24 protein-coding genes are annotated in these 24,061 nt (G+C 68.3%); 6 read left to right on the top strand and 18 right to left on the bottom strand.

Translation table 11 applies throughout. The features are described from left to right. Window positions 1-79: 79 nt before the first annotated feature. The 3 genes from ACVCMB_RS04570 to gltX are packed head-to-tail and all read right to left on the bottom strand — an operon-like array spanning window position 80 to window position 2,325. Window positions 80-595: a transcriptional repressor gene (locus tag ACVCMB_RS04570; RefSeq protein WP_395119017.1), complete on the bottom strand. Its 516-nt coding sequence runs from the start codon at window positions 593-595 to the stop codon at window positions 80-82. 15 nt (window positions 596-610) lie between these two features. Further along, window positions 611-889 (bottom strand): hypothetical protein, encoded by a 279-nt coding sequence (locus ACVCMB_RS04575; protein ID WP_447106258.1) that lies wholly within the window; start codon window positions 887-889, stop codon window positions 611-613. A gap of 35 nt (window positions 890-924) precedes the next feature. After that, window positions 925-2,325 (bottom strand): glutamate--tRNA ligase, encoded by a 1,401-nt coding sequence (gene gltX, locus ACVCMB_RS04580; protein WP_447106259.1) that lies wholly within the window; start codon window positions 2,323-2,325, stop codon window positions 925-927. A 26-nt stretch (window positions 2,326-2,351) separates the two neighbouring features. Here gltX and ACVCMB_RS04585 point away from each other — a divergent pair, with 26 nt between their 5' ends. Further along, entirely contained in the window at window positions 2,352-3,155 is an 804-nt protein-coding gene (locus tag ACVCMB_RS04585) for a transporter (protein WP_447106260.1), read from the top strand. 21 nt (window positions 3,156-3,176) lie between these two features. Here ACVCMB_RS04585 and ACVCMB_RS04590 read toward each other — a convergent pair whose 3' ends face one another. The 14 genes from ACVCMB_RS04590 to prmB form a co-directional block, all read right to left on the bottom strand. Next, window positions 3,177-3,611: a DUF4399 domain-containing protein gene (locus ACVCMB_RS04590; RefSeq protein ID WP_447106261.1), complete on the bottom strand. Its 435-nt coding sequence runs from the start codon at window positions 3,609-3,611 to the stop codon at window positions 3,177-3,179. Between the two features lie 341 nt (window positions 3,612-3,952). Beyond that, entirely contained in the window at window positions 3,953-4,822 is an 870-nt protein-coding gene (gene accD / locus ACVCMB_RS04595; protein WP_395119027.1) for an acetyl-CoA carboxylase, carboxyltransferase subunit beta, read from the bottom strand. Window positions 4,823-4,968: 146 nt separating this feature from the next. Continuing rightward, entirely contained in the window at window positions 4,969-5,769 is an 801-nt protein-coding gene (gene trpA, locus ACVCMB_RS04600; protein WP_447106262.1) for a tryptophan synthase subunit alpha, read from the bottom strand. Between the two features lie 113 nt (window positions 5,770-5,882). After that, window positions 5,883-7,094 (bottom strand): tryptophan synthase subunit beta, encoded by a 1,212-nt coding sequence (trpB, locus tag ACVCMB_RS04605; RefSeq protein ID WP_395119031.1) that lies wholly within the window; start codon window positions 7,092-7,094, stop codon window positions 5,883-5,885. A 58-nt stretch (window positions 7,095-7,152) separates the two neighbouring features. Beyond that, a complete protein-coding gene (locus ACVCMB_RS04610; RefSeq protein WP_447106263.1) occupies window positions 7,153-8,157 on the bottom strand; it encodes a cupin-like domain-containing protein in 1,005 nt (334 codons plus the stop codon). Further along, a complete protein-coding gene (locus tag ACVCMB_RS04615) occupies window positions 8,145-8,786 on the bottom strand; it encodes a phosphoribosylanthranilate isomerase (protein WP_395119035.1) in 642 nt (213 codons plus the stop codon). The genes ACVCMB_RS04610 and ACVCMB_RS04615 overlap by 13 nt, the downstream gene beginning before the upstream one ends. Then, on the bottom strand, window positions 8,783-9,565 hold the full coding sequence (gene truA / locus ACVCMB_RS04620; protein WP_447098692.1) for a tRNA pseudouridine(38-40) synthase TruA: 783 nt from the start codon (window positions 9,563-9,565) through the stop codon (window positions 8,783-8,785). Before truA ends, ACVCMB_RS04615 begins: the two co-directional genes overlap by 4 nt. A gap of 120 nt (window positions 9,566-9,685) precedes the next feature. Beyond that, window positions 9,686-11,995 carry a FimV/HubP family polar landmark protein gene (locus ACVCMB_RS04625; RefSeq protein WP_395119039.1) on the bottom strand — a complete coding sequence of 770 codons (2,310 nt, stop codon included), beginning with the start codon at window positions 11,993-11,995 and terminating at the stop codon, window positions 9,686-9,688. Between the two features lie 170 nt (window positions 11,996-12,165). Next, a complete protein-coding gene (locus ACVCMB_RS04630; protein WP_447106264.1) occupies window positions 12,166-12,462 on the bottom strand; it encodes a hypothetical protein in 297 nt (98 codons plus the stop codon). A gap of 2 nt (window positions 12,463-12,464) precedes the next feature. Beyond that, complete coding sequence (locus tag ACVCMB_RS04635) at window positions 12,465-13,496, bottom strand: aspartate-semialdehyde dehydrogenase (RefSeq protein ID WP_447106265.1); 1,032 nt, start codon at window positions 13,494-13,496, stop codon at window positions 12,465-12,467. A gap of 34 nt (window positions 13,497-13,530) precedes the next feature. Continuing rightward, window positions 13,531-14,520, bottom strand: coding sequence for a 2-hydroxyacid dehydrogenase (locus ACVCMB_RS04640; protein ID WP_395119045.1), 990 nt, complete (start codon window positions 14,518-14,520; stop codon window positions 13,531-13,533). Window positions 14,521-14,550: 30 nt separating this feature from the next. Further along, on the bottom strand, window positions 14,551-15,639 hold the full coding sequence (aroC, locus tag ACVCMB_RS04645) for a chorismate synthase (protein WP_395119047.1): 1,089 nt from the start codon (window positions 15,637-15,639) through the stop codon (window positions 14,551-14,553). Between the two features lie 141 nt (window positions 15,640-15,780). Beyond that, the gene (locus tag ACVCMB_RS04650) at window positions 15,781-16,347 is read right to left on the bottom strand and encodes a GNAT family N-acetyltransferase (RefSeq protein ID WP_447098688.1); all 567 of its coding nucleotides are present in this window, start codon (window positions 16,345-16,347) and stop codon (window positions 15,781-15,783) included. A 1-nt stretch (window position 16,348) separates the two neighbouring features. Next, window positions 16,349-17,275, bottom strand: a complete 927-nt coding sequence (gene prmB, locus ACVCMB_RS04655) for a 50S ribosomal protein L3 N(5)-glutamine methyltransferase (protein WP_395119051.1) — start codon at window positions 17,273-17,275, stop codon at window positions 16,349-16,351. 176 nt (window positions 17,276-17,451) lie between these two features. Here prmB and asd point away from each other — a divergent pair, with 176 nt between their 5' ends. Together asd and ACVCMB_RS04665 are read left to right on the top strand one after the other, a co-directional pair. Continuing rightward, window positions 17,452-18,321, top strand: a complete 870-nt coding sequence (gene asd / locus ACVCMB_RS04660) for an archaetidylserine decarboxylase (protein ID WP_447106266.1) — start codon at window positions 17,452-17,454, stop codon at window positions 18,319-18,321. A gap of 110 nt (window positions 18,322-18,431) precedes the next feature. Further along, entirely contained in the window at window positions 18,432-18,878 is a 447-nt protein-coding gene (locus ACVCMB_RS04665; protein ID WP_395119055.1) for a hypothetical protein, read from the top strand. 27 nt (window positions 18,879-18,905) lie between these two features. Here the strand turns inward: ACVCMB_RS04665 and ACVCMB_RS04670 are convergent, their stop codons facing one another. Beyond that, window positions 18,906-20,390 carry a transglycosylase SLT domain-containing protein gene (locus tag ACVCMB_RS04670; RefSeq protein WP_447106267.1) on the bottom strand — a complete coding sequence of 495 codons (1,485 nt, stop codon included), beginning with the start codon at window positions 20,388-20,390 and terminating at the stop codon, window positions 18,906-18,908. A 128-nt stretch (window positions 20,391-20,518) separates the two neighbouring features. Between ACVCMB_RS04670 and ACVCMB_RS04675 the strand changes: the two genes are divergently transcribed. The 3 genes from ACVCMB_RS04675 (at window position 20,519) to greB (ending at window position 24,056) form a co-directional block, all read left to right on the top strand. Next, window positions 20,519-22,027: a helicase HerA-like domain-containing protein gene (locus ACVCMB_RS04675; RefSeq protein ID WP_395119059.1), complete on the top strand. Its 1,509-nt coding sequence runs from the start codon at window positions 20,519-20,521 to the stop codon at window positions 22,025-22,027. 272 nt (window positions 22,028-22,299) lie between these two features. After that, entirely contained in the window at window positions 22,300-23,550 is a 1,251-nt protein-coding gene (locus tag ACVCMB_RS04680) for a hypothetical protein (protein ID WP_447098684.1), read from the top strand. Next, entirely contained in the window at window positions 23,547-24,056 is a 510-nt protein-coding gene (gene greB, locus ACVCMB_RS04685) for a transcription elongation factor GreB (RefSeq protein WP_447098683.1), read from the top strand. Before ACVCMB_RS04680 ends, greB begins: the two co-directional genes overlap by 4 nt. Window positions 24,057-24,061: the final 5 nt, after the last annotated feature.

Here is a 24,061-nt window from a genome sequence, read left to right on the forward strand (position 1 = left end):
GCCGCGCGAGGCGGCCGGGGAATCTGGCCGGCATGTTACATTATAACAATAGGCCGCGCTACCGGGCGATGGTCGCCGTTCAGGCTTTGCGGCAGGCCCGGCACAGACCGTGGACTTCCAGCGTCTGCGCCTGCGGCCGGAAACCCAGCGCGCGGGCCTGCGCCTCGATCAATTCGGCGACCCGTTCGTCGCAGACCTCCTGCGCGCTGGAACAGTTGTCGCAGATCAGAAATGGGACCTGATGCGCCTCGGTCGGATGGTGGCAGGAGACGAAGGCGTTGATCGACTCCAGCTTGTGGATGAAGCCGTTCTCGAGCAGGAAATCCAGCGCGCGATAAACCGTGGGCGGAGCGGCATTGCCGTGCTGTTCGCGCAGCTGGTCGAGCAGTTCGTACGCCTTGACCGGTATGCGAGATGCCGCGATCAGTTCCAGCACCTCCTTGCGCAGGGGGGTCAGACGCAGGCCCCGCTCCTCGCTGGCGTGTTCCACCGCACGCACGAAACCCTTCGCGTCATGATGGTGGTGCGGGTGGTGCGCGTGCGCGTTGTCGGCAACATCGTGGTTCAAAGCATTCACCTCGCCTCGATCATACATCCGCCACCGCCCGCCTCAGCGCGGCACCGGCGGCGGTTTCACGGCCGGCTGGCCGCGCGGCCTGCGCAGGATCACGATCCAGCCGATCGGGCCGAGCACCCAGGACCACAAGACCGCTTCCAGCACCCGGCCGCGCCACCAGCCGAGCAGCAGGCCCACGGCGACGAACAGCAGATTCCACCAGAACATGGCTGCCCAGGGCACCATATTCAACAGATTGAAGAAGACGTGCCGGAACGCGCCGGGAGCGTCGAGATCGACGCCCTGGGTGGCGCGGGCCAACAGCTCATCCACGGGGAGACTGGCGCCAGCTGCGCCGCGCCGCCAACTCAGGCATGGGTCATGGCCATCGCGGCGTCGAGGCGGCGGATCGCCTCCTCGCGCCCGGTGAGATAGATCGTGTCCTCGATCGAGGGCGAGACCTGGGTACCGGTCATTGCCACCCGCAGCGGCTGCGCCACCTTGCCCATGCCCAACTCCAGCTGCGCCGCCACCTGCTCGATGACCAGGTGGATCGCCGCCGGCTTCCACTCGCACGCGCTCAGCAGCGTCTTCGCCGCCGCCAGCACGCCCGGGGCACCGGCATTGCCGAGATGCTTCGCCACCGCCTTGTCGTCCCAGGCAGTGATCGGGCCGTACCAGATCTTCGCCCGCTCGGCCATTTCCTTCAGCGTGTGCACGCGCTCGCGCAGCGCCACGATGACCTCGATCGGCGCGGGGCCTTGCGCGACGTCCACGCCGGCGCGCTGCAGGTGCCATTCGAACTCGGCCAGGAACGACTGCGGCTCGTCGGTCTTCAGGTAATGCTGGTTCAGCCACGCCAGCTTCTCGGTGTCGAAGCGCGAGGCCGCCTTGTTGACGTCGGCGATGTCGAACAGCGCGATCATCTCCTCGCGCGAGAAGATCTCCTGATCGCCATGCGACCAGCCCAGCCGCACCAGGTAGTTGAGGATCGCGTGGGGCAGGAAACCCTGCTCGCGATAATCCATCACGCTGACCGCGTTGGTGCGCTTGGACAGCTTCTTGCCTTCCTTGTCCAGGATCATCGGCAGGTGCGCGAACTCCGGCACCGGCGCGCCGAGCGCGTGATAGATGTTGATCTGCCGCGGCGTGTTGTTGACGTGATCGTCGCCGCGGATCACCTCGGTGACGCCCATGTCGATGTCGTCGACCACCACGGCGAAGTTGTAGGTCGGCCAGCCATCGGAGCGAAAGATCACCAGGTCGTCCAGCTCGCTGTTGGCGATCTCGATGCGGCCCTTGACCTTGTCCTCGAATACCACCGAGCCTTCGATCGGGTTGCGGAAGCGGATCACCCGGTTGGGGTCGTCGCGGCACGCCTCGTTGCGATCGCGGTAGTAACCGTTGTAGCGCGGTTTCTCGCCGGCCTTCATGGCCGCCTCGCGCATCGTCTCGATCTCGTCCTTGCTCTCGTAGGCGTAGTAGGCCTTGCCGGCGGCGACCAGTTCGTCGGCAACCTGCCTGTATCGATCGAGTCGCCGGGTCTGGTAGAACGGGCCCTCATCGGCATCGAGGCCGAGCCAGTGCATGGCGTCGAGGATCGCCTGCACCGCCGCGTCTGTGGAACGTTCGCGATCGGTATCCTCGATGCGCAGAATGAACTGTCCGCCGCGACGACGCGCCTCCAGCCAGCAATACAGCGCGGTGCGCGCGCCGCCGATGTGCAGGAAGCCGGTGGGGCTGGGAGCGAAACGGGTACGGACGGCCATGATGTTCCGGACAACAAGGAGAAACGATGGATTTTAACCGATACCGCGGGCAGCGCCGGCCTCGCATGCGCGCCCTGCCCACCTCCATGCTCGCGTTGGCGCTGCTTGTCGCCGCCGCACCCGCAAGGGCGGAGAACCCCGGTTTCGACCGCCCCGGCTACGGCTTCACGCCGGGCGTGCTGGCCGCTGGCGAGGCAATCCTCGAACAAGGCCTGCCGGACTGGAGCCGCGACCGGCAGGATGGCGTCACCGTGTCGCAGTACACCGCCGACAGCTTGCTGCGCATCGGGCTCGGCGGGCCGTTGGAAATGCAATTGGGCAGCGACTCCTGGAACGTGCTGCGGCAAGCCAGCCCGGGCGGCAGCGTGCACAGGGAAGGCCGCGGCGACAGCCAGCTGGGGCTGAAGCTGGCGCTGCCGTCGAGCCATGCGGGCTTCAGCTGGGGCCTGCTGGGCAGCGTCACCTTCACCGACGGCGAGCGGGAGTTCCGCGGAGACCATCGCCAGTACCTGCTCGGCGCGCAGTTCAACCTGGATGTCAGCGAGCGCCACTCGCTGGGCCTTTACCTGGAGAACGTGCGCCGCGGCGGCGCCGACAGCCCCACCGTGGCGCTGGACGACAGCCATGCGCTGTCGTCGGCGCTGACCCTGTACACCGAACTCGCCTGGCAGCACCTGCCCGGCGAGGGCAACGGCAGCCTCGCCGGTGCCGGCGTGCAGTGGATGGTCACGCCCCGCGTGCAACTGGACGCGGGCTTCGACCATCGCCTGCACGGCTCGGCAAACCAGTGGCAGGGCAATCTGGGCGTGTCGATCTACTTCGGCGGCTGATTGGGTCGCACGCCCCCGCGATTACTTCACGTGGACGGTGATCTTCTTCGACACCACCGCCGGCACGAACGGCACATGATTCGCGTCACCCAGCTCCAGTTGCAGAGTATGCGTACCCGGGGCCAGCTTCAGCGTGGTCTGGGTCTGGCCGCCGCCGAAATGGATGTGGTTGGTGTCGGCCGGAATCGGCTGGCCGGCGGCGGGCAAGGTCTTCACGTCGACCAGCAGGTGATGATGGCCGGTGTGCTCCCTGGTCACGCCCGCTGGCGCCACGCCCATGCCCTCGAGGCCGAAGCGCACGGTGAATTCCTGGCCGACGGTGGCGCCGTCCGCGGGCGAGATGATGTAGACCCTGGCGGCGGCCGGCGCCGACGTGCCCGGCAGCGCAGGTGCTTCGGCTGCCATCGCGACAGTGGCCAGACCGGTGAGGGCGAGAATGAGCAGGATGCGATTCATCGAGGGAACCTCCAGCAAAGGGGAACTCCCAGTGTAAGCGCTGCACCGCGCCGCCGCCCACTGTGCGCAATATGCTCACGCCGTCGTGGCTGCCTTTGCGCTCAAGCAGATAGCGAATTTGTCCACAGGCTTTGCCGAACGTGCTCCACAGTCGCTGTGGAAAACTCTCGCGCGGTTGCTCAGAAAATCATCAAGGCGTGGCAAGTCATTGCCGGCAAAGGACGAAGCGCGGTTGTCCACAGGCTTGTACAGCGACGGCGCACAGAAGCTGTGGAAAACCCGGCCCGCGATACGACGATGCCGCCCGTGGGCGGCATCGCTCCGCGACACGCGACGCACGCTCAGGCCGCGCGATCGGCCCGGGTCAGGATGCCGAACAGGTCGGCAAGCTTGTCGCGCATCTCGCGGCGGTCGACGATCAGGTCGATCGCACCGTGGTCAAGCAGGAACTCCGAACGCTGGAACCCTTCCGGCAGCGTCTCGCGCACGGTCTGCTCGATCACGCGCGGACCGGCAAAGCCGATCAGCGCCTTGGGCTCGCCGATGTTGATGTCACCCAGCATCGCCAGGCTGGCCGAGACACCACCGGTGGTCGGGTTGGTCAGCACGCTGATGTACGGCACGCCGGCATCGCGCAGACGCGCCAGCGCGGCCGAGGTCTTGGCCATCTGCATCAGCGAGAACAGCGCCTCCTGCATGCGCGCACCGCCAGTGGCGGAGAAACACACCAGCGCGCTCTTGTCGGCCAGCGCACGTTCGGCGGCGCGGGCGAACTTCTCGCCCACCACCGATCCCATCGAACCGCCCATGTAGGCAAACTCGAACGCCACCGCCATCAACGGACGTCCCTTCAAGCGGCCGCTCATCGCGACCATGGCGTCCTTCTCGCCCAGTTTCTTCTGGGTGGCGATGATGCGGTCGCGATACTTTTTCGAATCGCGGAACTTCAGCGGATCGGCCGGTTCCATGCTGGCCCACAGTTCCTGGCCGGAACCTTCGTCCAGCAGCGCGCCCAGGCGCGCCCGTGCGCTGATGTAGTGATGGTGGCCGCACTTGGGACACACCATCAGGTTGCGTTCCAGTTCAGGCCGGTACAGCACGGTGCCGCAGCCCGCGCATTTCTCCCACACGCCCTCGGGCACCGAGCCCTTGCCGCCACCCGAAGGGAGCGTGCGGGTACGCGGGTTCATGATCTTCTGCAGCCAATTCATGTCAATCGAATTCCATCCGGGCACAAGAGCGTTCGTATGCGGCAACCTCTCACGAGGCCAATCCCGCACGGCACCCCTTTGAGAGAGGGCAAAGGGTGAGGGTCCACGCTACCTCGAACCAACAGCAATAACCGCAATCATTTCCCTCAGCGTGCATCCAGCGCCGCGCGGATCGGCTGCAGGAAACTGCGCGCACGATCCGGGATATCCGCCGCGTCCGTGGCCGCCGCCAGGTTTTCGACCAGCGCGCTGCCGATGACGACCGCGTCAGCGAAGCCGCCGATCGCTGCGGCGCTGGCCGCATCGCGAATGCCGAACCCCACCGCCACCGGCGTACCGGCGAGGCTCCTGACTTCGGCAACGCGCTCGGCAATCTCGCTGACGCTCAACTGCGCCGCTCCGGTGACGCCAGCGAACGATACATAATACAGGAAGCCTTCCGCCGAGCTGCACAACTGCGCCATACGCGCAGGTGCGGTGGTGGGCGCGGCGAGCAGGATCTGCTGCAACCCCGCCTCGCGCAGCGACTGCAGCACGGTCGACTCCTCCAGCGGACAATCGACCAGCAGCACGCCATCGACGCCGGCCGCCACGGCCTCCTGTGCGAAGCGCGCGTAGCCGTGGATCTCCAGCGGGTTCAGATAGCCCATCAGCACGACCGGGGTTTCCGCATCGCGTTCGCGAAATGCATGCACCCAGCCCAGCACCTGCGCGAGACCGACGCCCTTGGCGATCGCCCGCTCACTGGCGTGCTGGATCACCGGGCCGTCTGCCATCGGATCGGAAAACGGCACGCCCAGCTCGATCAGGTCTGCCCCCGATTCCACCAGCGCATGCATCATCGCCACCATGTGCTGCGGCGAGGGATCGCCCGCGGTGACGAACGGGATCAGGCCGGTGCGGCCGGTGGCCTTGAGTTGGGCGAAGCGGGTGTCGATGCGGCTCATAAGACAGGAGTGAGTAATGAGAAGTGAGAAGTGAAAGAGAGCTCGGGCGGGTCTGAGCGGTTCTGGAGTGCGAGACTTCCTCTCACTTCTCACTCCTCTCCACTCACTCCTCGCTACACGCTCACTCCCTCGCGCGCCGCGATCGTGTGCACGTCCTTGTCGCCGCGGCCGGACAGGTTGCACAGCACGATGCCGTCTTTGGGCAACTCGCGCGCCAGCTTGATCGCCTGCGCCACCGCGTGGCTGGATTCCAGGGCGGCCAGGATGCCTTCGGTGCGCGCCAGCAGGTGGAACGCCTCCAGCGCCTCGTCGTCGGTGATGCCGACGTACTCGGCGCGACCGGCATCCTTCAGGAAGGCATGCTCCGGCCCCACACCGGGATAGTCGAGGCCGGCGGAGACCGAATGCGTCTCGGTGATCTGGCCGTTGTCGTCGCACAGCACGTAGGTGCGGTTGCCGTGCAGCACGCCGGGACGGCCGGCCGCCAGCGAGGCGGCATGATGGCCGGTAGCGATCCCCTCGCCTGCCGCCTCGGCGCCGACGATGCGCACGTCGGCGTCGTTGAGGAAGGCATGGAACAGGCCGATGGCGTTGGAGCCGCCGCCGACGCAGGCGGTCAGCACGTCGGGCAGGCGGCCGTATTGCGCCAGCATCTGCGCGCGTGCCTCGCGCCCCACGACGGCATTGAAGTCGCGCACCATCTTCGGATACGGATGCGGACCGGCCACGGTGCCGATGATGTAGAAGGTGTCGGCCACGTTGGTGACCCAGTCGCGCATCGCCTCGTTCAACGCATCCTTCAACGTCTTCGAACCGGAAGTCACCGGCACCACCTCGGCGCCGAGCAGCTTCATGCGGTAGACGTTGATCTTCTGCCGCTCGATGTCGACCGCACCCATGTACACCACGCAGCGCATGCCGAAGCGCGCCGCCACCGTGGCCGTGGCCACGCCATGCTGGCCGGCGCCGGTTTCCGCGATGACGCGCTGCTTGCCCATGTGCCGCGCCACCAGCGCCTGGCCGATGGTGTTGTTGATCTTGTGCGCGCCGGTGTGGTTGAGGTCCTCGCGCTTGAACAGAATGCGCGCGCCGCCAACCTGCCGCGACAGCCGTTCGGCGTGGTAGATCGGGCTGGGCCGGCCGACGTAGTGCTGCAGGTCGCGATCCAGTTCCGCGAGGAAAGCCGGATCGGTGCTCAGCCGTTCGTAAGCCTCGCTCAACTCGGCCAACGGCGCCATCAGCGTCTCGGCGACATAGCTGCCGCCATACTCGCCGAAGCGGCCATGGGCGTCGGGGTAGAGGTTGAAGTCCGCAATCTTGCTCATGGGGTCACTCGGGGATGGGCATGCCGCACTGCGGCAAGCGACCATCTTAGCGGATAGTTCACAGATAACGCCGGATGGTTTCCCGGAACTCGGCCAGTTGCCCCGGCGTGAGCGCGCCGAGTATCCCGCGCCGCTCGGCGGGGATGTGCGCGGCGGGGTCGTCGTCGCCGAAGACGTAGTGATCCAGCAGGCCTTTCCACGCCGCCCGCTCTGCCGGCGGCAACGCGCGGAACACGAGGATGCAGTGCATCAGGCAGCCCAGCGCCGTGGCCGGTGCGTCGCCCCCGGCCGGCACCGGTTTCCACCAGTAGTTCACCAGCGCATTGATCTGCTCCAGCGACTCGACGTGGTGCCACCACATCGGCGGGATGTAGATCGCGTCGCCGGGATGCAGTTCGGCCACCTGCGCCGCGGCCAGCGCATCTTTCAAGCGCGGATAACGCGGATCGTCGGGACGATCCAGCCGCGCCATGCCGATCGCCGCGCCGGTCGGCGCGAAATCCAGCGGGCCGACATAGAGATTGCTCACCTGCTCCGGGGCGAACAGGGTGAAGCGCCGCACCCCGCACGCCACACAGGCGACGTTGTGGTACTCGTCGAAATGCGCCGGCGTGGTGACCTTGTTGCCGATCCAGATGCGCGGCTGGATCGCCTTGTCGATGAAGGGAACCGCATGATCCTCCAGCAGTCCGGGCAGGCAGTCGGCGATCAGCGCGCTCTGCATCGCCAGCCCCGGCGGATTGTCCTGGCGACTGTAGGCCGCCAGCCGCTGCAGGCCCCGGGTGATCGAGACGCGGTGATGCGCGTAGTTGAAACCGTCGACATTCGCGTTGTAGCCGATCACGCCGCCCTCGCCTGCCGGCATCAGCAGCGCGTCGACCTCGCGGCCGTTGTCCAGCTTCGCCAGGCCTTGCGCAAAGGCGGTGTCCGACTGCCGCGACCACGCCACCATCGGCCAGTCGCAGCAGAGGCCGCGGATCACCAGCGGGCGGGCACGATCCACCAGGCCCGCGAGTTCGAGTGCTTGCCCGGCGCCGCGATATTCCTCGATCACTCCCGGCATGCCGCCTGCTCCGCGTCGGCCGCGCGCACCGCGCGGATGAAGGCTTCGAGCCGCGCCACGTCCTTGATCCCCGGTGCCGATTCCACTCCGCTGGCCACATCCACCGCCCACGGACGTGCCGCGCGCACCGCATCGCCCACGTTGCCGGCGTGCAGGCCACCGGCCAGGATCAGCGGCTGCGCCAGATTGCCGGGCAGCAACGACCAGTCGAACGCCTTGCCGCTGCCGCCCGCCTCGCCGGGTGCATGGCCGTCCAGCAACAGGCCGGCGGCGCGCGGGTAATCGAGCAGGCGCGGCAGCGCGGCAGCGCCATCGCCCATCGCGATCGCCTTGACGAAGGGGCGGTCGAACCGTGCGCACCAGTCGTCGCCCTCATCGCCATGGAACTGCAGCAGCGCGGGATCGACTTCATCGACCACCTGCCGCACCAGCGCCGCCGCGTCGTCCATGAACAGGGCCACCGTGGCGATGAACGGCGGCAGCGCCGCGACGATCTCGCGCGCACGCGCCAGCGTCACCTGCCGCTTGCTGCGCGCGGTGAACACCAGGCCGATCGCATCGGCGCCGAGCCGCGCGGCGAGCAGCGCATCCTCGACGCGGGTCATGCCACAGCATTTGATGCGGGTCACGGGCCGGCTCCCGTCAGGCAGACTTCGGTGGGCAGGCCCCAGTGCGCCTCGTAGCGCGGGCCGATGAAGGTCAGCCCCGAGGCCGGCGCAGTCGGTCCGGCCACCTGGCGGTCGCGGCCGGCGAGCAGTTCGGCCATCCATTCCACCGGCTGCTCGCCGCGACCGACCAGCAGCAGCGAACCCGCGATGTTGCGCACCATGTGGTGCAGGAAGGCATTGGCCTCGATCTCCAGCATGACGTGCTCGCCCTCGCGGCGAACGCTGATCTCGAGCACCGAGCGCCGCGGGTGCGGCGCCTGGCACGACAGCGCCCGGAACGCGCTGAAGTCGTGCTCGCCCAGCAAGGATTGCGCGGCTTCGTGCATGCGCTGCGCGTCCAGCGGGAGGCGCTCCCAGGTGACGTAGCGCGCGTCCAGTGCGGCGCGCACCGGCCGGTTGAGGATGTGGTAGCGATAACGGCGGCTGCGCGCGGAGAAGCGCGCGTGGAAGCTGTCCGGCACCGGTTGCGCCCACAACACGGCCACGCTGGCCGGCAGGTTCGAGCACGCGCCCAGCACCCAGCCGCGCAATTCGCGGCGTGCATCGGTATCGAAATGCACCACCTGGCAGCGGCCGTGGACGCCGGCGTCGGTGCGTCCTGCGCAACTGACCAGCACCGGATGGGCCGCCACTTTCGACAAGGCCTCCTCCACTGCGCCCTGCACGCTCGGCCCTTCGGTCAGGCGTTGCCAGCCGAAGAAATCGGTGCCGTCATACTCGATGCCGAGGGCGATGCGCATGGATGCCGCAGATCCGGAAGGAAGCGTCGAAGATTAGCAGGCAGGCACCGACGTCATGCCCGCCGAAAAGAAATCGGGCCGGCAAGGCCGGCCCGGTTCCGTCCCGTTCGCGATGCGATCTCAGCCCAGACCGTCGAGCAGCTTGCGCGCCACGTCGCGCTGCATCTGGCTGCCTTCCTTGAGCACTTCGCCCAGCATCGCGCGGGCGCCATCGGCATCGCCCATGTCGAGATAGGCGCGCGCCAGGTCGAGTTTGGTATCGACCGGATCGTCGCTGAACTCAGCCGACTCCGCGGCGGACGCGCCGGTTTCCGGCGCATCCCAGGAAGCCTTCGGCTCGGCGTGCGGCTTGACCACGGTAATGTCGTCCGCGGCCGCCGGCGGCGCCGTGCGCGAACCACCGGCTGCGGGCTGGGTCAGGTCGAAATCGAAGCTGTACTCGGTGACTTTCTTCGTGCCGGTCGGCAGCGCCGGCGGCAGCGGGGAAACCACGGTGGGTGCGTCGCTGTCGTCGGCGTAGTCGTCGATGTCGAACGCCTGCGTCGCCTCGGACTCGACGTCAGCAGGCTCCGCATGATGGTCGAACAACGGATGCCCCGGCGCGAGATCCTCGCCCATGTGCACCACGTCCTGCCACTCGTCCTGTTCCGGGTCGGTGATGTGGGCGTGCATCGCTTCGGCCGCGGCCTCGAAACGCTCCACGTCGCGGCGCGAGTAGTACAGCGTGACCAGTTCCAGATGCAGGTAGATGTCGTCCGGATGCTCGGCCAGCTGGTCGAGCAGTTGCTCCTGGTCGGTATCGCCATCGGCCAGCAGATCGTCGTCGCCCTCGCCTGCCGGCGGCGTGGCGCCGAAACGATCGGCCAGCGAGGCTCCCCCCGTCTTGGCGGCGGCCGCAGGCTTGCGGCGGCGACCGAGAACGGCAAGCAGAATCAACACGATGACCGCGCCGGCCGCTGCGGCCCAGGCCCAAGTCTGCATGTACCAGGGTTGCTCGACCACGCGTGCCGGGGCGGGCGCGGGCGCGGGTGCGGACGCAGGTTCGGCCGCAACCGTGGCCGCAGCAGCCGGTGTCGCACTGGCAGTAGCCAGCGAGGCCGAACCGGCCGGCGCGAACGCGGTGCCTGCCGCTGCCACCGATGCCGAGGTCGCCGCGCCGGAGGAGGCCGAGGCCACCGGGCTCTCGCTGGCCTCGGCGCTGCTGCCGGCGCTGGCCACCGCCGGCGCGAGCGCTGCGGGTTCCGCTACCGTGCTCGCAGCCACGGGAGCGGTTGCCGGCGCGCCGGTGCCCTTGCGTGCAGCGGCCAGCTTGGCCTGCAACTCGGCGATCTCGCTGTCCTTCAGCGACAGCAGGTGTTCGTTCTTGGCGTTGATGTCGGTGAGGTCTTTCAGCCGCGCCTTCAGGTCGCCGCTCTGCTGCTTCAGGCTGGCCACGCTTTCGCGGGAGCGCAGCAATTCCTCGCGCAGGCTGGCAGCCGACTGGTCGGTCTTGCCGGATGACTGCCCGCCGCCGACGGTGCCGGCCTGCGGAGGCACCAGCGCCAGCCGGTCCTCGTTGTCGGCCGCGCCGGTGGTGGGCGAGCCGGAGGAGGAAGCGCGCGTTGCCGCATCGGCCACCACCGCGGGCTTGCCCGGCGTGCCGGCGCGCCAGTCGCTGTTCTGCCGGCTCACCTCGGCGGCCGCCGCGGCCAGGCTCATGGCCTGCGCCTCGGAGGCGCTGGGCACGCGCAACACCGCGCCGCTCTTGAGCGCGTTGATGTTGTCGCGATAGAAGGCGTCCGGATTGGCCTGCTGCAGGGCCAGCATCATCTGGCGCACGTCGACGCCGGTCGGCGTCACGCTGCGGGCGATGCCCGACAGCGTCTGGCCGCTCTGCACCGGACCGAGACGGCCGTTCTCGACGGCAGCGGGAGCCGGTGTGCGGGTAGCCGCTGCCGCTTGCGGCGCCGGGGCGGGAGCGCGCTGCGCAGGGCGCGGCGCCGGGCTGGCCGGGCGCGGCGCCGCCACTGGCGCCGGCGCGGGGGTTGCCGCGACCGGGTGCGAGCCGGGTGGATCGAGCAGGATCGCGTACTCGCGCACGCTGGGGCCGTCCTTGCCGTCCACTTCAATGAGGAGGTCGAGATAGGGATCGTTCACCGGTTCGCTGCTGGTGATGCGGATCACCGGGTGCGCGCCGGTGGCAACGCTGAAGTGCAGCGGAATGTCGGTGCGCCCGCCGACGATGCCGGCCCGGGCAAACTGCTCGCTGGAGGCCAGTTTCACCTTGAGACCCTGCAACTCGGCCGGACTGGCCGGGTGCAGCGGAATCTCGGCCAGCAGCGGCTGTCCCAATGCCGATTTGACCTGGACCTGGCCCATGTCCACGGCCAGGAGCTGGCTGCTCCCCAGCGCCAGCGCCACCAGCATCGACAATTTCAACGAACGATTCATGCATGTTCCCCCGAGCGATCCCTGACGCTTTCTTGTTGAAAAGATGCCGCCACCAGGGCGGCGGCCGCGTCACCGTGCCGCCACTTTAGTTACAAGAAGCGCAATCAACAATAGCCGCGGCGAATACTTGCGACACATTGCTGCTGCCGGTTCTTGCCCCGGACACACCGTCATGGGTGGTCATCAGGCACCGCGGCCCGCACCTGCAACAACTGGCGGCGCAACTCGGCGATCTGCGCGTCCTGCTGCTCCAGGCGCCGGCTGGCGCGCTGGCTGGCCGATTCCTGACGCGCCACCTCCTGCTGCAGGCGCTTCACCTCGACCTGATTGCGTTGCATCCGCTGCCGTACGGCCGGCAGTGCCGGGACGGCCGTCGAGCCGGCGCGGGCCGGTCCGGCCGGCGGCGCGGCCCAGGCCGACGCGGTGAGCAGGATGCCGATGGCGGCAAGAGACGGCAGGACACGCATGGTCAGAGATAATCCTCGATCAGCAACTCGGCAATCTGCACCGCATTCAAGGCCGCACCCTTGCGGATGTTGTCCGAGACGACCCACAGGTCCAGCCCGCGCTCATGCGAGATGTCCTCGCGGATGCGCCCGACGAACACGCCATCGGTCCCGGCCGCCTGCGCCACCGGGGTCGGGTAGCCGGCCGGCTTGCGCTCGTCAATCAGCACCACGCCCGGCGCCTGGCGCAGCAGTTCGCGCGCCTCCTCGGCGGTGATCTTGTCGCTGGTCTCGATGTGCACCGCCTCGGAATGGCCATAGAACACCGGCACGCGCACCGCGGTCGGGTTCACCTGGATCGACTCGTCCTCCAGGATCTTGCGGGTCTCCCACACCAGCTTCATCTCCTCCTTGGTGTAGCCGTTGGGCTGGAAGTCGTCGATCTGCGGGATCACATTGAACGCGATCTGGACCGGGAATTTCTTGCCCGGTTCCACGCTTTGGAAATTCAGCAGGGCCGCGGTCTGTCGGCCCAGCTCCTCCATGCCGCTGCGGCCGGCACCGGAGACGGACTGGTAGGTGGCCACGTTGATCCGCTCGATCTGCGCCGCGCGGTGGATCGGCGCCAGCGCGACCAGCATCTGCATGGTCGAGCAATTCGGGTTGGCGATGATGCCGCGGTTGGTGTACTGGGCGATCGCGTGCGGGTTGACCTCGCTGATCACCAGCGGGATGTCGTCCTGATAGCGGAACTCGGAAGTGTTGTCGATCACCACCGCGCCGGCCGCTGCCGCGCGCGGCGCGTGTTCGCGGCTGACCGAGCCGCCGGCGGAGAAGAACGCGATGTCGACGCCGGCGAAGTCGTAGGTATCCAGCAACTGCACGGTGACCTGCTTCCCGCCGAAGCTGACCTTGCCACCGGCTGATCGCTCGCTGGCCAGCGGCACCAGCTCGCTGACCGGAAACTCGCGCTCGGCGAGGATGGCCAGCAGGGCTTCGCCGACGGCACCGGTGGCGCCGACCATGGCGACCTTGTAACTGCTCTTGTGACTCATGGAATGGGTTGCTCTGGAAGTGGAGGCGTGCCGGTCACAGCACGTTCGGGTTGAGGAGGTTGGGTGGTCGTCCTGCGTGCGGACCATGGCCGAACAACGCGAGCACATTGTCCACCGCCACCGATGTCATCGCGCGGCGGGTATCGGTCGTGGCGCTGGCGATATGGGGGCTGAGCACCACGTTGTCGAGCGTGAGCAGCGCCGGATGCAGCTTCGGTTCGCCCTCGAACACGTCCAGCGCCGCGCCGGCCAGGCGCCGGTCGCGCAACGCCGCGGCCAGCGCGGCGTCGTCGACAATGCCGCCGCGGGCGATGTTGACCAGCATCGCGGTCGGCTTCATCAGGGCCAGCTCGGCCGCGCCGATGGCGTGTCGGGTGCGCGGCGTCAGCGGCAAGGCCAACACCAGGAAATCGGACTCGCCCAGCAACTGCGCCTTGTCCACGTGGCGTGCGTTGCAGGCGCGCTCGACCGCCTCGGGCAGCGGCGAGCGGTTGTGGTAGATCACCGGCATGCCGAAGCCGACCGCGCGATGGGCGATGGCCTGGCCGATGCGGCCCATGCCGAGGATGCCCAGGGTGCGACCGCGCACGTCGCTGCCCAGCCACGCCTTGAACTCGGTGGCATGCCAGTGGCCGGCACGCAGCCAGCGCTCGGCCGCAGTCATGCGCCGGGCCGCGCCCAGCAGCAGCGCCCAGGCGAAGTCGGCCACGCTCTCGTTGAGCACGTCGGCGGTGTTGGACACCGCGATGCCGGCAGCGCTCATCGCGTCGACGTCGATGTTGTCGTAGCCCACTGCAAGGTTGGCCACGATACGCAGGCGCTCGGCCGCACCGATTTCGGCCGCGCCGATGCGGTCCTTGAGGCCGACGATCACCGCATCCTGCCCTGCCAGCCGGGCGGCCAGTTCGGCAGGACTGAACTTGCGTTCGGTCTCCTCCACGGTCACCTGGAAATGCGGCTCCAGCCGGGCGATGACACCGGGGAAAGTGGGGCGGGACACCCAGACGCGCGGCTTGTCGGTCATCGAACGGGTTCCGGTGGCGGTGGCTCGGCCTCAGGCGATGCGTGGCGCGACCGGCCCCACGTCGCCGCATTGCGCCCGATGGCGCAAGGCGTGATCCATCAGCACCAGCGCCATCATCGCCTCGGCGATGGGCGTGGCACGGATGCCGACGCAGGGGTCGTGACGCCCCTTGGTGACCACGTCCACCGGCTCGCCGGCCAGGTTCACGCTGCGGCCGGGGATCAGGATGCTGGAGGTGGGCTTCAACGCGATCGAGGCGGTCACCGCCTGTCCCGTGCTGATGCCACCGAGAATGCCACCGGCGTGATTGGACGTAAAGCCGTCCAAACGCATTTCATCGCGATGTACGCTCCCGCGTTGGGCGACGGCGGCGAAACCATCGCCGACCTCCACGCCCTTGACTGCGTTGATCGACATCAGCGCACTGGCCAGGTCGCCGTCCAGCTTGCCGTAGACCGGCTCGCCCCAGCCAGGAGGCACGCCCTCGGCGACCACGTTGACGCGCGCGCCGACCGAATCGCCGGACTTGCGCAGCTTGTTGATGTAGTCCTCCAGCGCCGGCACCTGCGATGCATCGGGCCAGAAGAACGGGTTCTGCTCCACCGCGCTCCAGTCGAACGCACCGGGCACGACCTCGCCGATCTGCGCCAGGTAGCCGCGCACGTGCACGCCGTGGCGTTCGGCCAGCCATTTCTTCGCCACGACGGCGGCGGCCACGCGCATGGTGGTCTCGCGCGCCGAGGAGCGCCCGCCGCCGCGCGGGTCGCGGATGCCGTACTTCTGCCAGTAGGTGTAGTCGGCGTGGCCGGGGCGGAAGGTCTGCTCGATCTCGCCGTAGTCCTTGCTGCGCTGGTCGGTGTTGCGGATCAGCAGCGCGACCGGCGTGCCGGTGGTCTTGCCCTGGTACACGCCGGAAAGAATCTCCACCTCGTCCGCCTCGTGCCGCTGCGAGGTGTAGCGGCTGCGGCCGGTGGCGCGGCGCTCGAGGTCGGTGCGGAACTCTTCCGAGGCGATGGCCAGCCCCGGAGGGCAGCCGTCGATCACGCAGCCGATCGCCGGCCCGTGGCTTTCGCCGAAGGTGGTGACGGTGAACAGCTTGCCGAAGGAATTGCTTGACATCGCGCGTCCGGGATCAAAGCCCAGAGCATACCGGCACCACCCCTCTTGTAGGAGCCCGCTCGTGGGCGATGCCTTTTTAATCTTGCGAATCCCGAATCCCCAATCCCGGCTCTCGACAGACGAATGTCTGGTCATCCCGGTTCAAGAACATCGCCCGCGAGCGGGCTCCTGCCGTGGCGCCGCTGGCCACTCGCGGGAGAGCATGGCGAAGATCATGTCGTCCACCCATTCGCCGTGCAGCCACAGGCTTTCGCAGTGATGGGCTTCCTGGCGCATGCCCAGCGAACGCAGCAGGGCGAGGCAGGCCTGGTTGCGCGGGTCGACCGAGGCGTGGATGCGGTGCCGACGCCACGGGCCGAATACCTGCCCGAACAGGGCGCGCACGGCCTCGCCGGCGTAGCCACGGCCCTGCCCGGCCGGCGCGAGGCTGATGCCGAACTCGACCGATTCCATCGCATCCTCGGGCAGGTTCACGCCAAGATCGCCGATCAGCCGGCCGTCCTCGCGCAGGCGGATCGCGCGCTGGAACCAGCCGGCGGGAGTGGCTGCGGGCGATTGTCGCTCGATGAAGGCACGCGCGGCGGCGAGATCGGCTGGCCGCCAACCCTGGTAGCGCGCCACCACGGGGTCGCTGCGCAGGGCGAACAGCGCCGCGGCGTCTTCAGCGCGCAACGGGTCGATCCGCAGTCGCGCCGTGACCAGTTCCATGTCAGCCCGGGCGGCGTGCGACAGCCGCGGCGTGAATCGCCGCCGCATGCTCGACCAGGTCGCGCCGCTCCAGCGCGAACACGCCCATCGGGCCGACCTTGAACTCGATCCACACGAACGGGACCTCCGGCAGCAGCGCGGACAGCGCGTGCTCGCTCTCGCCCACCTCCACGATCAGCAGGCCGTCCTCGGTCAAATGACCAGCCGCCTCGTCCAGCATGCGCAGGCACAGGTCCAGGCCGTCCGCGCCGGAGGTCAGGCCCAGCTTGGGCTCGTGCGCGTATTCGCCCGGCAGCGCCGCGTACTCGTCCTCGGTGACGTAGGGCGGGTTGGAGACGATCAGGTCGTACTTGCGCCCGGCCACGCCGGCGAACAGATCCGACTGGATCGCCTCGACGCGGCCCTCGACGTGCTGGAACGCGATGTTCTCGCGCGCCAGCGACAGCGCCTCGTCGCTGATGTCGACGATGTCGACCTGCCATTCGGGGTTGTACTCGGCCATCGCGATGCCGATGCAACCCGAGCCGGTGCACAGGTCCAGCGCGCGCTCGACGTGGCGCTCGTCCAGCCACGGCGTGAAGCCCGTCTCGATCAGCTCGGCGATCGGCGAGCGCGGCACCAGCGCGCGGCGGTCGCTCTTGAACTTCAGCCCGGCGAACCAGGTCTCGCCGACCAGGTAGGCCACCGGCAGGCGCTCGTTGACGCGCCGCTCGATCAGCGCCAGCACGTTCGCGCGCTCTTCCGCGGTGAGCCGGCCGGCGCCGTAGGCCGGCGGAATGTCCGGCGGCAGATGCAGGCTGGCCAGCACGAGATGCGTGGCCTCGTCGATCGGGTTGTCGTGGCTGTGCCCGAAAGTCAGCCCGGCGGCCGAGAAGCGGCTGGCGCCGTAACGGATGAAGTCGATGATGGTGGCGAGATCGGCAGTCACGGTGGTGCCCGGAGCGGAATGGCCCGCAAGTATAGGGGCGAGGAGTGAGTGGAGAGGAGTGAGAAGTGAGAGAAAGCCAAGGCAGTTGCCGGCGATCCCATGCGTTCCTCTCTTTTCTCACTCCTCTCCACTCACTCCTCGCCTCTCCACTCACTCCTCGCCCCTATACTGCCCGGATGACTTTCAAGGTATTCCTCCAATACGTCCTTCCGCACCGCTTCCTGTCCCGCCTGGTCTACTGGGCCACGCGCTGGACGTTTGCGCCGTGGAAGAACTGGCTGATCGCCACCATCGTGCGCAACTACGACGTGGACATGGCCGAGGCCGCGCAGTCCGACCCGCTGGCCTACCAGCATTTCAATGCGTTCTTCACGCGCAAGCTGAAACCCGGCGCGCGCCAGGCGGATGCCGATCCGGCCACCCTGCTCTCACCCGCCGACGGGCGCATCAGCCAGGCCGGGCGCATCGTCGACGGGCGGATTTTCCAGGCGAAGGGGCAGGATTACACCGCCGCCGAACTGCTCGGCGGCGACCAGGCCGCCGCCGCGCCGTACCGCAACGGCAGCTTCGTGACGGTCTACCTGTCGCCGCGCGACTACCATCGGGTGCACATGCCGATGAAGGGAACGCTGCGCGAAACCGTGCATGTGCCGGGGCGCATCTTCAGCGTGGCGCCATTCGCGGTGGAGGCGATCCCGCGGCTGTTCGCGCGCAACGAGCGGCTGGTCTGCCATTTCGACGGCGAACGCGGCCCCTTCGTGGTGGTGATGGTCGGCGCGATCCTGGTCTCGTCGGTGGCCACGGTCTGGGACGGCCTGGTGATCCCGCCGTACGCCTCGTCGATCCGCCGCAAATCGTTTGCCGGGCAGGACATCACGCTGGAACGCTTCGCCGAGATGGCGCGCTTCAACATGGGTTCGACCGTGATCGTGTTGTTGCCGCCGGGCAGCGCGACGGTCGATCCGCTGCCGCCGCAACAGCACGTTCGCGTGGGCCAGCGGATCGGCCAGATCAGGGTGGCAGGCGGCCACTTTCCCGAAAACTGACGTTGCGCGTCATTTTGTGACGCTATGCGCGCAAATTCCGGGGGTGGCCGGTTAACCTCCTCGCGACGGACCGGCCAACATGCCGTGCCGAACCTGTGCCGAGGGGAACCATGCAGATACTCACTCCATTCTTCGCGGTGGTGCGTTCGCGCCAGCTTGGCCGCCAGTTCCGCGATGTCGAACGCAGCATCCGGACCCTGCCCAAGCGCAGCCGCGATCGGCTGAGCATGCTCACCCTGCGCGAGATCGGCCAAGCCTCGCGCTGCGATTTCCCGCACCTGTACGGCACCACGCCGGAATCGCGCTACCTGCCGTGGGGACAAGGCACCGACCTGGGCTACGAGCGTGCACGTTCGAACAACGCCGAGGTCGCGCTGCGCGGCATCGCGCTGTGGCTGGCGGTCGCCTATCACGAGACCAAGACCGCCACCCAGCCCAACCTGCAGGCCCAGCACCGGCAGTTGCTGCAGTTGCTGCGCGAGCTCAAGGAGCTCCACGGCGGCGGCAGCCGCAGCGATACCTCGGACAGCTGGATGCAGGAGAGCGCCGTCGCCTGACCGCGCGGCGGCGCCCCACCCCGCGCCTCAACGGCAGACCGGCACCTTCAGATGCTGGCCCACCCGGATGCGGTGGTGCTGGAGATCGTTGATCTCGGAAATCTCCTGCACGCTGGAACAATGCAGTTTGCGCACGATGCTGATCAAGGTGTCGCCGCGGCGCACGCGATACGTGGTCGTTCTCTGCGCACCCGCCTTCGCCAGCGCCTGCGCCGGATCGGGTACCACCGGCACCGTCGCACGGTGCAGGTCCGCCGCGAGGATCGGCCACGGACCATCGACGCAACGGGCGGCATAGGCACGCTCCAGTCGCTTGGGCACCCGCAGCGTGGCGCCGACCGGCTGGCTGGTATCGGGGTCGAGCCGCGGATTGAGGTTGCGCAGGGTGCGGAACCAGCCCTCCTCCATGCCATCGGCCGAACCCAGGCAGACGGTGAGCTCATCAAGCGACGCGGCGCGCTTGAGCGTGATGCTGCCGGGGTCGCCGTCGATCTTCGGGAAGCGCAGGTTGTAGCTGTCTGGATGCAGGAACAGCCACGCCGCCGCCAGCACCGCCGGCACGTAGTCGCGCGTCTCGGGCGACATCTGGTCGTAGATGCGCGGGTCGTAGAAACTCACCGACGGGTCGTCGCCCACCGCCCGGCGCATGCGGCCTTCGCCGCCGTTGTAGGCGCCGATGACGAGCTCCAGGTTGTTGTTGAAGATGCGCAACTGCTCGTTGAGGTATTCGGCATTGGCCCGCGCCGAGGCGGCCGGGTCGAAGCGCATGTCGAAGCCGTTGTCCACGCCCAGCCCGAAACGCATGCCGGTGGAATACATGAACTGCAGCGGGCCGGAGGCGCCGGAGCGCGACACCGCGTGCACCTTGCCGCCGGATTCCTGGGCCACCATGCCGAACAGCAGCGCCTCGGGCAGGTCGGCCTTCTGGTAGGCCGGCCACATATCGTGGCGCAGGTACTGGTAATTGACCCAGGCGTCCATCAGGTAAGGCCGGCGCTGGGTCAGCCACATCTCCAGCGCTGCCTTCACCGGCCCGTTCATCGCGATCAGCTGCGACAGCTTCTGTCCGTGCAGCAGCGTCACGCTGCGCTGCGCCTGCGGCAGGCTGGCCGCACCGGCATGACCGGTGGCCAGCGCCGCCTGCGACGACTCGACATCCCCGGACAGATCCGGGAGGTCGTCGAAATCGCCATCTTTCAGGCGCAGCAGGCGGTCGAATACGGAAAAGAAGCGCTGCGGATCGCAGCCGGCGGTGACCGCACATTTCGCCGACGACTGCTTCAGCAAGTCGAGCGACTGGCGCAGGCTCAGTGCCGACGCATCGCTGTCGCCTTCGCGCGCCTGCTGCAAGGCGGTCTCGTAGCCCTTGCTGGCCTGGTTCAACTGGCCGTACAGCGCATCGGCCGGCGTCGGGGTCCTGTCGCCGCCGCTGCTGGCGCAGCCGCCCAGCAAGGTGCAGGCCAGCACAAGCGACGCGAGGTGCCGCGGGCGAAAGACGTGGGGCAACGACATGAAGAACTTCACCTGCAAAAAGCATTCACCATAGCCGGCCGCGAAGCCGGACTCAACGCACGGCGTCACAACCGCGAGCCACGCGTCGGGTTGGCTACAATCGCGTCACCACCAATGGAAGGACCGCCATGACTGACATCCTGATCGGCCGCAACGACAGCACCAGCGTCAGCCTGGACCCGCACTACGGCAATCGCCACGGCATGATCGCCGGCGCCACCGGCACCGGCAAATCCGTGTCGCTGATGGTGCTGGCCGAAGGCTTCTCGCGGCTGGGCGTGCCGTGCTTCCTGGCCGATGCCAAGGGCGACCTGGCCGGCCTGGCGATGGCCGCGGGCGAGCCGGGCGACAAGCTCAAGGCGCGCCTGGAAAAGCTCAAGCTCGCGGACTGGAAGGCGCAGGCGAACCCGGTAGTGTTCTGGGACATCTACGGCAAGCTCGGCCACCCGGTGCGCGCCACCGTCAGCGAGATGGGTCCGACCCTGCTCGGCCGCGTGCTGGAATTGAACGACACCCAGGAAGGCGTGCTCGAAGTGGTGTTCAAGGCCGCCGACGACCAGGGCTGGCTGCTGCTGGACCTGGCCGACCTGCGCGCCCTGCTCACCTACGCCGCCGAGAACGCCAAGGCGCTGTCCACCCAGTACGGGCTGATCAGCACGACCAGCATCGCGGCGATCCAGCGCGCCCTGCTGAAACTCGAGGGCGACGGCGCCGACCAGTTCTTCGGCGAGCCGGCACTGGAACTGGCCGACCTGATGCGCCAGGACATGAGCGGGCGCGGCATCATCAACGTGCTGGCCGCCGACCAGCTGATCATGAAGCCGCGGCTGTACTCCACCTTCCTGTTGTGGCTGCTGTCCGAACTGTTCGAGCAATTGCCCGAAGTGGGCGATCTCGACCAGCCGAAGATGGTGTTCTTCTTCGACGAGGCGCACCTGCTGTTCGACGACGCCTCGCCGGCGTTGCTGCAGCGGGTGGAACAGGTGGTGCGGCTGATCCGCTCCAAGGGCGTCGGCGTGTACTTCTGCTCGCAGAACCCCGACGACGTGCCCGGCGTGATCCTCGGCCAGCTCGGCAACCGCATCCAGCATGCGCTGCGCGCGTTCACCCCGCGCGACCAGAAGGCGGTCAAGGCGGCGGCGGAAACTTTCGTCGCCAACCCGAAACTCGACGTCACCGAGGCGATCACCAAGCTGGCCGTGGGCGAGGCGCTGGCCTCGACGCTGGCCCACGGCGGCGTGCCCACGCCGGTGGAACAGGTGCTGGTGACCACGCCGTGCTGCCGCATCGGCGCGATCACCGAGGCCGAGCGCGGCACCATCCGCCAGCGCTCGCCGGTGGGCGCGAAATACGACACCACGGTCAATCGCGAATCGGCCGCCGAGATGCTGGCCAAGCGCGCCGAGGACAAGGCCGCCAATGCCGCCACCGTGGCGGCCGACGCGCCGGCCAATGGCTCGGCGAAGGAAGCGGACGGCGGCTGGGGCGGCGCCGTGCATGACGCCCTGTTCGGCACCAAGCGCCGCCAGGGCATGATCGAGACGATGGGCAAGCAGATGGTGCGCACCGCGGGCAGCCAGCTCGGCCGACAGATCCTGCGCGGCGTGCTGGGCGGCATCTTTGGCGGCAAGCGCTGAGTGAGAGCCTGCTCCATGTCTCCGCATAGCCCGCGTTGCCTTGCCGTGGCCGTCAGGTGGTGGCGCGTGGCGCAGCGCCTGCCTGGCTGGCAGGTCAAGCCGCGCGCTGCCGCATGGCGGCCACGGCAAGGCAACCCGAAGGGCCGGGTCTGTTTGCCCGCATCCCTGCGTCATCACTCGGTCGTGGACGGACGTCCACTCCTTCGTTCTTCCTTGGCCTGCGCGCAAACAGCTCCCGGCGCGGGCCATGCGGAGACATGGAGCAGGCTCTGATGCCGCGCGTCGAAATCGTCGCCGCCGATACGCCGTTCGCGCAGCGCCTGCGGGACGGTTTCGGCTATCCGCTGCGCGGCGCCGCACTGGCCACCTGCGTGGCGCTGGCGCTGGCCCACTACGTCGGCCTGCTGCCTGGCTATGTCGGTGCGCTGGCCAGCGCGCTGGTCTGGGCCGCCACCTGGCGTTATGCCGCGGACTGCATGCAGCACACCGCCAACGGCTACGCCGACCCACCGGACGTGGGCAGTGACGGCAACAGCGCCAGCGGCTGGGGACTGACCGCGATTCACCTGCTGGTGGTCGCCTTGTGCGTGGTCTCCATCGTGTTCTTCCCGCGCCTGCTGTGGCCGGTGCTGCTCCTGGCGGCGCTGGTGCTGCCGGCGATCGACATGTCGCTGGCGTTCGACGGCAACCTCGCGCTGGCCATCAATCCGCTCAACTGGTTGCGCATCATCGGCGGTTTCGGCGGCGCGTATCTGGTCCCCGTGGCGATCAACCTGCTGCTCGGCGTGCTGATCGTGGTCGCTTCGGTCACCACTGCGCGGCTGCCGCGACTGCTCGCCTTGCCGCTGTTCGCGTTCGCCTACACCTACCTGATCGTGCTCGCCTTTCATCTCATGGGCGCGATGATCCACCAGCGCCACGAGCGTTTCGGCATGGTGCCGGAAGCGCCGGAGCTGGCCAAGGCTTCCGGGCAGGACGCCGACGACCGACTGGTGGATGCCGCGCGCCAGCAGGCAACCGACGATCCGCAGGCCGCGTTGCGCCAACTTGCCGCGCGACTGCGCGAGCGCGCGGCGCCACCCGCCGTGCACCAGTTCTACCGCGAGCTGCTGCACCGGCAGGGCCTGCGCGACGACCTGCTGGTGCACGGCCAGATCTGGATTGCCGCGCTGATCGCCCAGGGCGAATCGCGGCGCGCCCTCGGCGTGCTGCAGGAATGCTGCGGCATCGACGCCAGCTTCATCCCGGACGACCCGCAGACCTGCGGCGCCCTGGCCGACCTGGCCGTGCGGATGGGCATGAGCCGCCTCGCGATCCATCTCGGCCAGGGTTATGTCGCGCACTGGCCACGCGACCCGCAGGCGCCACACTACGGCCTGCTGGCCGCACGCGCACTGGCCGCCCATGCCGACCAGCACGCCGACGCGGCAGCGCTGCTCGACCGGCTCGTCGCGGCCTGGCCCGAGCACCCGCTGCGCGGCGAGATCGACGCGCAGCGACGACAACTGGCCAGCCCGGCATGAGCCGCTGGCGCCCGCCCTCGCCCGGCTCCACCGCGATCATCACCCGCGACGGCTTCGAACGGCTCAAGGCCGAACTCGACCACCTGTGGCACGTGTTGCGCCCGGAAGTGGTGAAGGCCCTCGCCGCGGCAGCCGCCGAAGGCGATCGCTCGGAGAACGCCGAATACACCTATCGCAAGAAACAGCTCGGCGAAATCGACCGCCGCGCGCGTTACCTCAGCAAACGCATTCCCGCACTGAAAGTTGCCGAGGGCGTGCCGGGCGATCGCCGCGCCGTGTTTTTCGGCGCCTGCATCGGGCTGGAAAACGTGGACAGCGGCGAAGTCCACCGCTACCGCATCGTGGGCCCGGACGAGACTGACGCCAGGCGCGGCTGGATCAGCATCGACTCGCCGCTCGCACGCGCCGTGCTGAAAAAACGCGTCGACGACGAGTTCTCCGCCGAGCTGCCGGGCGGGCGGGCGGAGTTCGTGGTGCTGTCGGTGGATTACGAGCAGGAAGCCTGACGCGG

The sequence above is a fragment of the Rhodanobacter sp. UC4443_H10 genome (assembly GCF_052978325.1).

What these genes read in the sequence shown, in the direction of transcription:
- asd (WP_447106266.1), top strand. Translation starts at nt 17,452, where the DNA reads ATGACTTTCAAGGTATTCCTCCAATACGTCCTTCCGCACCGCTTCCTG.
- ACVCMB_RS04675 (WP_395119059.1), top strand. Translation starts at nt 20,519, where the DNA reads ATGACTGACATCCTGATCGGCCGCAACGACAGCACCAGCGTCAGCCTG.
- ACVCMB_RS04680 (WP_447098684.1), top strand. Translation starts at nt 22,300, where the DNA reads ATGCCGCGCGTCGAAATCGTCGCCGCCGATACGCCGTTCGCGCAGCGC.
- gltX (WP_447106259.1), bottom strand. Translation starts at nt 2,325, where the DNA reads ATGGCCGTCCGTACCCGTTTCGCTCCCAGCCCCACCGGCTTCCTGCAC.
- ACVCMB_RS04590 (WP_447106261.1), bottom strand. Translation starts at nt 3,611, where the DNA reads ATGAATCGCATCCTGCTCATTCTCGCCCTCACCGGTCTGGCCACTGTC.
- ACVCMB_RS04610 (WP_447106263.1), bottom strand. Translation starts at nt 8,157, where the DNA reads ATGCCGGGAGTGATCGAGGAATATCGCGGCGCCGGGCAAGCACTCGAA.
- ACVCMB_RS04640 (WP_395119045.1), bottom strand. Translation starts at nt 14,520, where the DNA reads ATGACCGACAAGCCGCGCGTCTGGGTGTCCCGCCCCACTTTCCCCGGT.
- ACVCMB_RS04625 (WP_395119039.1), bottom strand. Translation starts at nt 11,995, where the DNA reads ATGAATCGTTCGTTGAAATTGTCGATGCTGGTGGCGCTGGCGCTGGGG.
- ACVCMB_RS04630 (WP_447106264.1), bottom strand. Translation starts at nt 12,462, where the DNA reads ATGCGTGTCCTGCCGTCTCTTGCCGCCATCGGCATCCTGCTCACCGCG.
- trpA (WP_447106262.1), bottom strand. Translation starts at nt 5,769, where the DNA reads ATGAGCCGCATCGACACCCGCTTCGCCCAACTCAAGGCCACCGGCCGC.
- ACVCMB_RS04635 (WP_447106265.1), bottom strand. Translation starts at nt 13,496, where the DNA reads ATGAGTCACAAGAGCAGTTACAAGGTCGCCATGGTCGGCGCCACCGGT.
- ACVCMB_RS04585 (WP_447106260.1), top strand. Translation starts at nt 2,352, where the DNA reads ATGGATTTTAACCGATACCGCGGGCAGCGCCGGCCTCGCATGCGCGCC.
- trpB (WP_395119031.1), bottom strand. Translation starts at nt 7,094, where the DNA reads ATGAGCAAGATTGCGGACTTCAACCTCTACCCCGACGCCCATGGCCGC.
- greB (WP_447098683.1), top strand. Translation starts at nt 23,547, where the DNA reads ATGAGCCGCTGGCGCCCGCCCTCGCCCGGCTCCACCGCGATCATCACC.
- ACVCMB_RS04650 (WP_447098688.1), bottom strand. Translation starts at nt 16,347, where the DNA reads ATGGAACTGGTCACGGCGCGACTGCGGATCGACCCGTTGCGCGCTGAA.
- aroC (WP_395119047.1), bottom strand. Translation starts at nt 15,639, where the DNA reads ATGTCAAGCAATTCCTTCGGCAAGCTGTTCACCGTCACCACCTTCGGC.
- ACVCMB_RS04665 (WP_395119055.1), top strand. Translation starts at nt 18,432, where the DNA reads ATGCAGATACTCACTCCATTCTTCGCGGTGGTGCGTTCGCGCCAGCTT.
- accD (WP_395119027.1), bottom strand. Translation starts at nt 4,822, where the DNA reads ATGAATTGGCTGCAGAAGATCATGAACCCGCGTACCCGCACGCTCCCT.
- ACVCMB_RS04670 (WP_447106267.1), bottom strand. Translation starts at nt 20,390, where the DNA reads ATGTCGTTGCCCCACGTCTTTCGCCCGCGGCACCTCGCGTCGCTTGTG.
- truA (WP_447098692.1), bottom strand. Translation starts at nt 9,565, where the DNA reads ATGCGCATCGCCCTCGGCATCGAGTATGACGGCACCGATTTCTTCGGC.
- ACVCMB_RS04570 (WP_395119017.1), bottom strand. Translation starts at nt 595, where the DNA reads ATGTATGATCGAGGCGAGGTGAATGCTTTGAACCACGATGTTGCCGAC.